Genomic DNA, 12,047 nt, shown 5'->3' with positions numbered 1-12,047 from the left:
TCCACATGGTTGCAGTATTGCCGCGGACCAACGACAGTAGGAGCCTGGTCTCAGCCGTTCGCCGGAGGCGCGACGTTAGATCAATTCTGCGAAAGCGCGTAACGGGGTCATGCCGGGAGAGGGTAAAACAAACGACGAGACACGTCTGACGCGTTTTTATTTGCCGCGCAACTGGAAATCCGGAAACTGCGGTGCGCCGCTTACCGATGCGCTGACGGGCGCTACCTTCTGGTCGTTGGAAATTCGATTGACGGCGGCGGTCGTCGCTGTCTCATCGATGCCGGGCGATGTCGCCGCCGTTTCGGCAGGATCCGCTTCTGGCGGTGTCTGGTCGTAGGTGGCGACGGCTGTGCCGTGGGTCTGTGTCATCCAGGCAGGATTGGTGCTGACAAAGGTGACGGGTGCGCCGCCAAGCCAGGCTTCGGTGCGAACCAGCACGCGTCTGCCATCGACTTCACGCATTTCCGTGTGCTGCGTGCCGGGTTCGATCGAAGGGACGGCATAGCCATCCGCGACGGTCTTTGTCTTCATCGGTTGGCAGCCGGCGCAATCGAGGCGAACGAAGCTGCCATTCGCCACATGTACGCCATTGATGTATTCGATCGACGATGCCATCGCAGACCCGCTTGCCAGCGCGACAACAGCTGTCAGAAAAAAACGACGCATCGAAAAGCCCCCGAAAAAGATGGCGCGGCCTCGGACCCGAGACACCAATTTCCATCCAGTATTGCGGGAAGTATTACGTGGCTTTCGTTTCCATCGGGTCAGCAAACTTGGTAAAAATTGAACGAAACCGTCAGTCGGCGTGATTGATGATGTCGGCTCAGGCCTTTTCGCGCGCAATGGCCTGCCAGCCGATGTCCCGACGGCAGAAGCCGTTTGCCCATTCCACCCTGTCGGCCAGCGCGTAGGCGCGCGCCTGGGCTTCCGTCACATTTTTGCCGAAGGCGGTGACATTCAGCACGCGGCCGCCTGTTGCGACGAGTTTGCCGTCCTTCAGCGCCGTGCCGGCATGGAACACTTTCGCCTCTTCGCTCGCCGTGGGAACATGGGCGATAGGGGTGTTCTTCTGGTAGGCGCCGGGATAACCCTTGGAAGCGAGAACGACGGTCAGGGCTGCATCGTCGCGCCATTCCGCCTGCACCTTGTCCAGCGTGCCGGTGGCCGTGGCGTAGAGGATCGGCAAAAGGTCGCTCTTGAGGCGCATCATCAGCACCTGGCATTCGGGATCGCCGAAGCGAACATTGTATTCGATGAGTTCGGGGCCCTTGGCCGTTATCATCAGGCCAGCGAAGAATACGCCGGAGAAGGGGTTTCCATCCTTTGCCATGCCTGAGATCGTCGGCTCGATGATTTCCTTCATGGTGCGCTCCACCATGGCGGGCGTCATGACAGGAGCGGGCGAATAGGCGCCCATGCCGCCGGTGTTCGGGCCAGTGTCCCCATCGCCGACGCGTTTGTGATCCTGCGCGGTGGCAAGCGCCAGTGCTGTCTTGCCGTCGGAAAGGCAGAAGAAGCTTGCCTCTTCACCGTCGAGAAAGGCTTCCACCACCACCTCGGCGCCGGCAGCGCCAAAAGCGCCGTCGAAACAGTCGTCAATGGCGGCAAGGGCTTCGGCCTCGCTCATGGCAACGGTTACGCCCTTGCCAGCGGCAAGCCCGTCGGCCTTGATGACGATCGGTGCGCCCTGTTCACGAACATATTGCTTCGCCGGTTCGGCGGATTTGAAACGCTGGTAAGCGCCGGTCGGAATATCGTAACGGGCACAGAGATCCTTGGTGAAACCCTTGGAACCCTCCAGCTGGGCTGCCGCTTTCGAGGGTCCGAAAGTGGCGATGCCGGCGGCGCGAAGATCATCTGCAAGGCCAGCGACCAGCGGCGCTTCCGGACCGACGACGACGAAGTCGATTGCCTTTTCTTTCGCAAAGGCGATGACCGCCGCATGGTCCTCCACGTTCAACTCCACGAGCGTCGCGTGCTCGGCGATGCCGGGATTGCCGGGGGCGGCGTAGAGTTGATCGAGCAGGGGGGACTGGGCGATTTTCCACGCCAGCGCATGTTCGCGTCCGCCGGAACCGATCAACAGAACTTTCATGGTCAATACCCCTGCGAATTCGCCAGTAACCTTGTGTCAGGGGCGTTAAGGGCAGGGGGGCGAAAGGTCAAGGAGAAAGCGCCACAAATGCCCGTCTTTCCCTTGATCGCCGCCTTTCCTGTGGAATCGTGAATGCCTCTTGTTGTCACGCCACAATCAGACATTATGGTCGCCGCTCCAGATATGACATCAGAGACCCACATGACCGCAGATAATGCCCGCCTCGCCTCGCTCATAGCCTCCGAAATCAATGCCCGCGCCGATCAGGTAAAGGCGGCGGTGGCCTTGCTGGACGAAGGCGCGACCGTGCCCTTCATCGCCCGTTACCGGAAGGAAGTGACGGGAGGGCTTGACGACACCCAGCTGCGCACGCTTTCCGAACGCCTCGTTTATCTCCGCGAACTCAATGCGCGCCGGGCTTCCATCGTCGATTCCATCAGCGGTCAGGGCAAGATGACAGACGCGCTGATGGTCAAGATCATGCAGGCGGGCACGAAGGCGGAGCTGGAAGACCTCTATCTGCCATACAAGCCCAAGCGCCGCACCCGCGCGGAAATCGCCCGCGAAAAGGGTCTCGGCCCGCTTGCCGAAGCCATCTGGGAAAACCGCGCTGCCGATCCGGCGAAGCTGGCGGAGGTCTACATCAAGGATGAGGTGGCTGATGTGAAGGCGGCGCTCGAGGGCGCGCGCGACATCGTTGCCGAAACCATGACGGAAAATGCCGATCTTCTCGGCCGCCTGCGCGATTACATGCGCCAGAACGCCACCTTCCGCGCCAAGGTCGTGGATGGCAAGCAGGCGACGGGCGAGAAATTTTCCGATTATTTCGACCATTCCGAACGCTGGGCAACGGTGCCTGGTCACCGCGCGCTCGCCATGCTGCGCGGCTGGAATGAAGAAATCCTGACATTGACGATCGATGTCGATGCGGATGACCCCTCGCCGGTGAAGCCGGCGCAGCGCACCATCGCCGCCGCCTTCGATATCCGCAACGTCGGGCCTGCCGATCAATGGCTTATGGATGTTGCGGGCTGGACCTGGCGCGTAAAGCTCTCCATGTCGCTATCGCTCGACCTGATGCGCGAATTGCGTGAGCGGGCGGAAGAAGAGGCGATCAACGTCTTTGCCCGAAACCTGAAGGATCTCCTGCTGGCCGCCCCGGCCGGATCGCGCGCCACCATGGGGCTCGATCCCGGCATCCGCACCGGCGTCAAGGTGGCCGTGGTCGATGGCACCGGCAAGCTGCTGGATACCTCGACGGTTTACCCCTTCCAGCCGAAGAACGACGTGCGCGGGGCGCAGGCGGAACTCGCCTTGCTTATCCGCAAGCACAATGTTGAGCTGATTGCCATCGGCAATGGCACGGGCAGCCGCGAGACGGAAAAGCTGGTCGCCGATCTTCTGGCGCAAATGCCGGCTTCCGCTTCCGGCGTAAAGCCGACCAAGGTCATCGTGTCGGAAGCCGGCGCATCCGTCTATTCCGCTTCGGAGCGGGCGGCGGCCGAATTCCCCAATCTCGATGTGTCGCTGCGCGGCGCGGTTTCGATTGCGCGCCGTCTTCAGGACCCGCTGGCGGAACTGGTGAAGATCGAGCCGAAATCCATCGGCGTCGGTCAATACCAGCACGATGTCGATCAGGGCCGCCTCAGCCGCTCGCTCGATGCTGTCGTGGAAGATGCGGTGAATGCCGTCGGCGTCGATCTCAACACGGCCTCGTCGCCGCTTCTGGCGCGCGTCTCCGGCCTCGGTGCCTCGATTGCCGATGCCATCGTTGCCCATCGCGACCAGACCGGTCCCTTCGCCAGCCGCAAGGAATTGCTCAAAGTGCCGCGCCTTGGCCAGCGCACTTTCGAACAATGCGCGGGCTTCCTGCGCATTCCAAACGGCAAGGAGCCGCTGGATGCTTCGTCCGTTCACCCGGAAGCCTATGGCGTGGCGAAGAAGATCGTCGCTGCATGCGGCCGCGATCTGCGCTCGCTGATGGGCGACAGCGCCACCTTGAAATCACTCGACCCGAAGAAGTTTATCGATGAGCAGTTCGGTCTGCCGACCGTCAAGGACATTATAGCCGAACTGGAAAAGCCCGGCCGCGACCCGCGCCCGAGCTTCAAGACCGCGACCTTTGCCGAGGGTGTGGACGAGATCACCGATTTGAAACCCGGTATGTTGCTGGAGGGCACCGTCACCAATGTCGCGGCTTTCGGCGCTTTCGTGGATATCGGCGTGCATCAGGACGGGCTGGTGCATGTCTCGCAACTCGCCGATCGTTTTGTCAAAGACCCGCATGAGGTCGTCAAGGCGGGCGATGTCGTCAAGGTGCGAGTCGTAGAGGTGGATGTGAAGCGCAAGCGCATCGCGCTGACCATGCGCAAGGATGGCGGCGAGGCTGCGCCTCAGCCGATGCGGGAGAGGGGCAATGCAAACGCCATGCGCCACGCGACAGCCAAGCCCAAAGATCGCAACGAGGGGTCGCAATCCGGGGGCGCATTGGCCGCTGCTTTGGCTGAAGCGATGAAGCGGCGCTGACCTGCGGTTGCACTGATTTTTCCGGCTTAAGCCCTGCCGTACCCGCGGCGGGGCTTTTTGCCTGATGAAATCGTTCAATTTTTTTGAGATAAGACTATCTTGCAACTTATGCTGAAAGGAATACGGTCAGCAAAATTGATAAGTGAGACTTAGCAATTGGGGGTGCCATGGCGTCGTCTCTGCATGTTCTTCTCGGAAAGATAATCAAGAACGGTGATCTCACCGTCAATAGCCCGGCCGGCAGCCGCACATTTGGCAATGGTACCGGAAAGAAGGTGGTTCTAAACTTTACTGACGAAGCCGCCATGGACGAAATCGCCGCGGACCCGGCGCTAAAGCTTGCTGAAATGTATATGGAAGGCCGCGTGAAGGTCGCGGAGGGTGACATTTACGATTTCCTGGCGCTGGTCAAAAGCAATACGCTCAGCGAAGCGCTGTCCTTCGGCATGATCTGGCGCGGCATGGCCCGCATCATCGCCGCCCGCATCAAGATGCATTTGCCGGTCAACCACAACAAGAGCAACGTCGCACATCACTACGATCTGAGCGCCAAGCTGTTCGATCTCTTCCTCGATGAGGACTGGCAATATTCCTGCGCTTATTTCAACCCGCCCGGCATCAGCCTTTATGAGGCGCAGGTCGCCAAGAAGCGCCACATCGCCGCCAAGCTGATGACCGAGCCGGGCCAGAGCGTGCTGGAAATCGGCTCCGGCTGGGGCGGCATGGCTATGTACATCGCCGAAAGCGCCGGTGCCGACGTTACCGGCATCACGCTTAGCGAGGAACAGCTGCGCGTTTCCCGCGACCGGGCTGCAAAGCGCGGTCTTGCTGGCAACGTCCGCTTCGAATTGCAGGATTATCGCTACCTGCCGGCATCAAAAAAATACGACCGCATCGTCTCCGTCGGCATGTTCGAACATGTCGGGCCGACCCATTATCGCGACTATTTCGACAAGGTCGCGGAGGTGCTGGATGATAAAGGCATCATGGTGCTGCACTCCATCGGCCAGCCCTATCCGGCACTGGCGACCAACCCCTTCATCGAAAAATACATCTTCCCCGGCGGCTATATTCCGTCGCTGGCGGAAGTGTTGCCAGCGCTGGAAAAAGCCCGGCTGCTGGTGAAGGATATCGAAATCCTGCCCATGCATTATGCTCATACGCTTCGACACTGGCGGGAACGTTTCGTCGCACGCAAGGCAGAAGCGATAGCGCTTTATGACGAGCGGTTTTTCCGCATGTGGGAGTTTTATCTCGCGGGCTCGGAAATGGCCTTCACGCACGAGAACTTCCACATCTTCCAGATCCAGATCGCCAAGGACCGCGATGCCGTACCGCATAATCGCGACTACATCGCGCAGAACGAGGCGAAACTGCTGGAGTTTGAAAAGACCCGCGCGCCGCTGGAAAAGGTGACGTTCTAGAGGCTGGGTATTCTCAATCGTCATGCCGGACCCGATCCGGCATCCAACCAGCCCAAGTTCTTGGGCTGAAAAGAGTCTTCTCGCCGCGCCGACGCGCGTCGGCTGGATTTCGGCTCAAGGCCGGAATGACGGAAGAGGTAATCGCCAGCTTTCTTCCGGCGCTGGTTAATCGAATGGAAAGACAATCCCTCTAATTCTACGGATACCTGTCTGTATTGCGTTTCTGGGGTTCTTTCATGTTCAAGCCATCAGCGGCCGTTGCCGCCTGTGTCGTATCGCTTTTTGCCGTGGGCAATGCCCATGCAGATGGCTGGTTTTCGGGCGACTGGTATCTGAAGCTCGGCGGCGCCGGTTTTAGCGCGCCGAAGTACCAAGGCGATAACAAGAACGAATTCCGCTTCGCACCGATCATTTCCATGGGCCGTCAGGGGCAGGGCGCGCGGTTCACCTCGCGCAACGACAGCGCCTCGATTTCGCTTCTGGACAATGGCCCGATCAGCATGGGTCTCGCCGGCAAGCTGGTTTCCCCGCGTGACGAAGGCGATTCCGCCGATCTGAAGGGCATGACGCGTATCAAGCGCGGCGGCGAGCTTGGCGGTTTTGCCGAAGCCTACCCGACCGACTGGTTGCGCATTCGCGGCGAAGCGCGTCAGGGCATCCGCAGCCACAGCGGTGTGGTCGCCGATCTCAATGTCGATGTCTTTACCGATATCGCGCCCGGCATTCAGGTGTCGGCCGGTCCGCGTGCGACGTGGGTCAGCAGCAAATACAACGAGCGCTATTATGGCGTCAGCGCAGCACAGACGGCGGCCGGCGCGCCATCGCCATACAGCCCGGGCGGCGGCCTGCATTCCGCTGGCGTCGGCGCAGCCATCACCTGGAAGGTCACCGACAATGCCGAAGTCGGCTCGTTTGCCGAATATCGCCGTTTGACCGGTGATGCCGCCGACAGTTCGCTGGTGCGCGAGCGCGGTTCCAAGAACCAGTTCATCGTCGGCGTTCAGGCGAGCTACAAGTTCAATTTCTCGCTACCCTGAGTGAACAGCCGATAAGCGTATGCAAAGCTCCGTTGCCAAACCCAGCGGGGCTTTTTTGCATGCGTGGCGGGGTGCTGAAATCCATTCCGCTTTTTTCCCCGATGCTGTAGAACCAACCCATGGTTCACCACAGCGATTTGTCAGACCGCGTTTCCGACGCGCCATCCAACAACTGGGTCTATCGGATATTGCCGAGGGCTCTCTGGCCCTATGCGCAATTGGCGCGGTGGGACCGCCCCATCGGCTGGCAATTGCTGATGTGGCCGTGTTTCTGGTCGGCGGCCCTTGCTGCCAATACAGCATTGGCGACGGGCGGCTTTTCCTGGGGTGTGCTGATCTGGCACCTGGTTCTGTTCTTCGTCGGATCGGTGGCGATGCGCGGCGCCGGCTGCACCTATAATGATCTCGCCGACCACAAGATCGACATGGCCGTGGCGCGCACACGCTCGCGGCCTCTGCCTTCCGGCCGCGTGAGCCGCGGACAGGCCAAGCTCTTTATCGTGCTGCAGGCGCTTGCCGGGCTTGTCGTGCTTCTACAGTTCAACAGCTTCGCAATCGCAACGGGCATTTTTTCGCTGGTGTTCGTGGCGGTCTATCCTTTTGCCAAGCGCTTTACGCACTGGCCGCAGTTTTTCCTCGGCCTTGCCTTCTCATGGGGGGCGCTGATGGGCTGGGCAGGGCAATTCGCTTCACTCGCCTGGCCGCCTGTCCTGCTTTATGTCGGCGCGATCGCCTGGACGATCGGTTATGATACAATCTACGCCCATCAGGACAAGGAAGACGACACGGCCGTGGGCATCGGTTCGACTGCGCTCTTGTTCGGAGAAAACACACATCGTTGGCTGGTTTTCCTTTATGGCACAGCCCTTGTCATGATGTTCCTGTCGTTCTGGACGGCGGGCGTTAACATCATAGCCTATGGTGGCCTTGTCGCTGCCGCCCTCATGCTGTTCCGGCAGGTCTGGGTGCTCGATATCGATGACGTCGACCAATGCCTCAGGCTGTTCAAATCCAACAACAGGGTTGGGATTCTGATTTTCGCTGGTCTCATATTGCCGCTCCTGCTGGCGTAAGCGGCGGGAATCTTGAGCATGAAAAAAACCCGGCTGCGTTTTCCGCGCTGGGCTTTTGTGTTCTTGATCGGTCAAGATCAGTTACGGGCGATGATTTCCTTGCCCTCGATTTTCATACTCATGCCGAGCGAGCCGGTGGAGCGGCGCACGAGGAAGCGCGGACGACGATCCGCGAAATAGGAGTGGCGGCGGCGTGGGCGGCTGTTCTTGGTGCGCACCTTGCCGAGATGTTCTTCCAGCGGACGGGCAACGCCATCGGCTTCCACCATCAGCATGGGAATGCGATAGGCTTCGGACCAGCTGCGCCAATCGGCGGCGATATCGCAGAGATCGTGGGCCACGAGAAGAGGAACGCAGAGGTCCGGATCGTCATGGTGCAGTTCCAGCGTCACGGTAACCTGTCCATCGCCATGGTCGATGGCACGGGCGGCAACGCCCTTGAAAGCGCGGGCAGGCAGGGCGAATGACAGAGGCAGGCCGGAAGAGGACAGAACCTTTCTCAGAACGGCACCGCGTTCATCGAGAGTGACGGCGACATCGGGCGCGCCATTGCCTTTTCCATAGGTGACCTGTTGCGGAAAACGTGCCGGGTCTAACCTGAGTGTGGCAACGGCCCAATCGGGCTTCAGAACGGTCTTGGTCATGTTTAATCTACCCTTGTTTTACCTGAGAGCCGGTTTCCGGTCTTCTCATCGGGACTTTTCGTCCTCTGATGTCAGGAGATTATCCGCCGCATGTTCGAGACTGCTTAAAAATCGCGGTTAAGAAAACTTTGCGTTCCCAGATGGTTAGCAAAACCCACCGTGGCATGGTTTCACTTCGGTAAAGCCAATTGGGACAATGCGATTTTTATCGCTGCCAGAAATGTGCTCTTTCAAGCTACGGGCAAGGCGCGTCATGCATAGTCATGCCAAGGCTTGCCGTGCGCCCGCTTGGGCGCGCAAGCGGTGAATTTCAAAACCGGAGCTTGGCGTCCCAGAGAGGATGCGCAGTGCTCCAGGGGGCTTCGGATGGTATCGACTTTTCTCAGCTACGACCTGATCAACCGTGATATGAAGGCGAGCATTTCGCGCGTGTCGCAGCAGGGGCTCGTGGAGCGCCAGACGAAATATTACAAGGAGAACATCGGCAATGTGAAAAGCGTCGATGAGTTCCTGAATAACTACCAGCTTTATTCCTATGCCATGGATGCCTTCGGTCTTGGTGAGATGACCTATGCAAAGGCCTTCATGAAAAAGGTGCTCGACAGCGATCTCAACGATCAGAACAGCTTCGCCAACAAGCTGACCGATGAGCGTTACCGCAAATTTGCCGCCGCCTTCAATTTCACCTCGTCGACGAAGACCGTGCAGACGGAAGCGCAACTCGACAAGATGATCGGCCTTTATGATGCCTCGATCACCAATCTGAACGATAGCCTCGCCGAAGAGACGCGGTATTATAAGGCGATCATCGGCACGGTCACCAATGTCGATCAGTTGCTGCGCAACGACCGCACGCGCGCCTACATCTTCCAGGTTTTCGGCGTCGATGAGAAGACTTATTCCTACGCCCACATCAAGGGCTTGATGACGAGCGATGTTTCCGATCCGGACAGCTACATCAACCAGAAATACGGTGCGGCTTATAATGAGGCGGTCGAAAAACTGACGACGAAGGGCAATATCGAACTGCATGCGCAGGTCACGGACCGGATCACCGTGATCGACGCCCAGCTTGCCGGCTCAGGCCTCACCGCCGATGAGCGTTCCAAACTGGAAGCCGAAAAGGCGACCCGGCAGGATCAGTTGACACAGCTGGAAGCGGTGCTGCCACCAAAAGATGAGTGGGAGGCAAAGCTCGCGGCCATTAAGGCAGAACAGACGACGCTGTCGAACACCGTCAACCAATATAACAAGATGGCGCAGCTGGCCAAAGCCTTCGAATTCAAGAATGACGGCACGGTTGTCGCCGGCGGGGCAATGACGGCCGACAATCTGAAAGCCGTCACGGACTCCTATATCGGCAGCGCCCCGCGCGTGACGCCGACCGTCGCGACGCTGAACCGGGATTATTTCGAATCGAAGATCGGCTCGATCACGACCGTTGACGAACTCATGTCGGATGCACGGTTGCTCAATTACATCAGAACAGCCTTCGACCTCAATGGTCCAACGATCGTGCCAGCAACGATCAAAAACATCCTCACCACCGATCTTAGCGATCCCAACAATTACATCGCCACGGTGGGGAGGAACGACAAGCGTTACCTGGCACTCAAAAATGCGTTCAATTTCCTGCCCGACGGGACGCTTGCGGCCGGCACGACGCCGCAGACCACGGCGCAGACCGCGACCACGACCAGCGGTTACATGACCTATTACAACGATGCCGACGAAGCAGCCGACGCGAAAGCGCTTTCACTCTTCAAGAGCAGCATCGGGAAGGTAACCAGCGTCAAGGATTTCCTCGGAACCAACGCCGTCTATAATTATGCGCTGAAGGCTGTGGGGCTGGACCCGGCGACCGTCAATATTTCCGATATTCGCAGGGTTCTCACCAGCGACCTTCAGGACAAAAACAGCTTCGTCTACACGCTGAAGGACGATCGCTATGTTAAGCTTGCCGAACTTTTCAATTTCACGAAGGACGGCGCGATTGGTTCACCCACGCTGGCACAGTCGGAAATCGAATTGCAGACGATGTCGGCCGATTACATCAAGAAGAAGTCTGCTTTCGGCACCGAGAAGGATAAGGAAGCCGCAAAGGCTGAGGCAAAATACTTCGCAAGCGAGATGCAGAAGGTCAAGACGCTGAGTGAATTCCTGGCCAACGACAGGCTGACCAAGTTCGCAATGGAATCGCTCGGCATCGACCCCAAGAGCGTCACGAAGGACCAGTTGCAGAAAATATTCACATCCAAGCTCGACGACAAAAACAGCTATGTGAACAAAGACATGGATCCGGTGTTCCGCCGCCTCGTCACGGCGTTCAATTTCGATACGGACGGCAAGCTTTTGCGTGAAGACCGAAGCGTGATCCAGACCCGGCGCGGCCTCTACGAAACGCTGGACAATTATCTGACACAGACGCTGGAGACGCAGGCGGGCGAAGAAAATGCGGGCGTGCGTCTGGCGCTGTATTTCAAGCGTATGGCAGCTGGCACGACATCCTACTATTCGATCCTGGCCGATACGGCGATCCAGAATTTCATCAAGACCACCTTCGGCATCCCCGACGAACTCGGCAACGCGAGCGTCGACACTCAGGTGGGGATGATGAAAAAGTACTTCGACATCAAGGATTTTCAGGATCCGGAGAAGGTCAAGAAGCTGATCGCCCGTTTCACCATCATGTATGACAACCAGCAAAACGTGACGGACCCGATCATGACGCTGTTTAACGGCAGCGGCTCGGCAGGCATCAGCGGCGATACGTTGCTTGCCGTCGCGACGCTACGGGCACGATAGGCTGACACGAAGGCCGGGAAAGTCCGGCCTTCGCCACCCTTACCACCCCGGCAACATATGCCCGGCGCGCAGGCGCGGCATCTTTGGAAATGTCTTCACGTCACTGTCCATTTCGTCCACGACGGTCATCGGCGAGATATTGTCGAGGCAGGCGGTGATGTGGTCGGTGATCGCATTTACCAGCGAGGGTGATAGGCCCGGCCGTTTCATCAGACCGATCTGCACCGGCGGAAGGGGCGGAAATCCATCGGCAGCCGTCAGGACTTTCATGCCGGTGCGCAGTGCCGATTCCGGCAATACCGAGACGGCCATGCCGGCGAGCACAGCGGCGGCGACGACGGTCGATGACCAGCTGGTAAACAGCACCTGATAATCCCGCCCGTCAGCGTCGAGCGCCGAGCAGGCAAGCTGGCGCCAGTGGCAATCCCGTCGCCCGACAGCGA

The 12,047-nt window shown here is 59.0% G+C and carries 9 protein-coding genes; 5 read left to right on the top strand and 4 right to left on the bottom strand.

From position 1 onward, the window contains the following. Window positions 1–156: 156 nt before the first annotated feature. Both ACUTJJ_RS15585 and purD read right to left on the bottom strand, forming a co-directional pair. Window positions 157–666, bottom strand: coding sequence for a plant virulence effector HPE1-like domain-containing protein (locus ACUTJJ_RS15585; RefSeq protein ID WP_445542731.1), 510 nt, complete (start codon window positions 664–666; stop codon window positions 157–159). 157 nt (window positions 667–823) lie between these two features. Next, window positions 824–2,095: a phosphoribosylamine--glycine ligase gene (purD, locus tag ACUTJJ_RS15580; protein ID WP_445542730.1), complete on the bottom strand. Its 1,272-nt coding sequence runs from the start codon at window positions 2,093–2,095 to the stop codon at window positions 824–826. Between the two features lie 201 nt (window positions 2,096–2,296). Between purD and ACUTJJ_RS15575 the strand changes: the two genes are divergently transcribed. The 4 genes from ACUTJJ_RS15575 to ubiA all read left to right on the top strand — a co-directional run bounded on the left by ACUTJJ_RS15575 (window position 2,297) and on the right by ubiA (window position 8,155). Beyond that, window positions 2,297–4,621: a Tex family protein gene (locus ACUTJJ_RS15575; RefSeq protein WP_445542729.1), complete on the top strand. Its 2,325-nt coding sequence runs from the start codon at window positions 2,297–2,299 to the stop codon at window positions 4,619–4,621. Between the two features lie 167 nt (window positions 4,622–4,788). After that, window positions 4,789–6,045 (top strand): SAM-dependent methyltransferase, encoded by a 1,257-nt coding sequence (locus ACUTJJ_RS15570; RefSeq protein ID WP_296065270.1) that lies wholly within the window; start codon window positions 4,789–4,791, stop codon window positions 6,043–6,045. Between the two features lie 236 nt (window positions 6,046–6,281). Next, the gene (locus ACUTJJ_RS15565) at window positions 6,282–7,082 is read left to right on the top strand and encodes a MipA/OmpV family protein (RefSeq protein ID WP_445542728.1); all 801 of its coding nucleotides are present in this window, start codon (window positions 6,282–6,284) and stop codon (window positions 7,080–7,082) included. Window positions 7,083–7,201: 119 nt separating this feature from the next. Beyond that, complete coding sequence (gene ubiA / locus ACUTJJ_RS15560; RefSeq protein ID WP_296065265.1) at window positions 7,202–8,155, top strand: 4-hydroxybenzoate octaprenyltransferase; 954 nt, start codon at window positions 7,202–7,204, stop codon at window positions 8,153–8,155. A 77-nt stretch (window positions 8,156–8,232) separates the two neighbouring features. Here ubiA and ACUTJJ_RS15555 read toward each other — a convergent pair whose 3' ends face one another. Further along, a complete protein-coding gene (locus tag ACUTJJ_RS15555) occupies window positions 8,233–8,799 on the bottom strand; it encodes a DUF6101 family protein (RefSeq protein WP_063947678.1) in 567 nt (188 codons plus the stop codon). A 366-nt stretch (window positions 8,800–9,165) separates the two neighbouring features. Between ACUTJJ_RS15555 and ACUTJJ_RS15550 the strand changes: the two genes are divergently transcribed. Next, window positions 9,166–11,604 (top strand): DUF1217 domain-containing protein, encoded by a 2,439-nt coding sequence (locus ACUTJJ_RS15550; RefSeq protein WP_445542727.1) that lies wholly within the window; start codon window positions 9,166–9,168, stop codon window positions 11,602–11,604. Between the two features lie 39 nt (window positions 11,605–11,643). Here ACUTJJ_RS15550 and ACUTJJ_RS15545 read toward each other — a convergent pair. Next, on the bottom strand, window positions 11,644–12,047 hold a 404-nt coding region (locus ACUTJJ_RS15545; protein WP_445542726.1), incomplete at its 5' end, for a LysR substrate-binding domain-containing protein.

This window comes from Agrobacterium sp. DKPNP3 (assembly GCF_052686535.1).
Note: the sequence above shows the minus strand (reverse complement) of the source record. Positions and strands in the feature narration are given on the sequence as shown.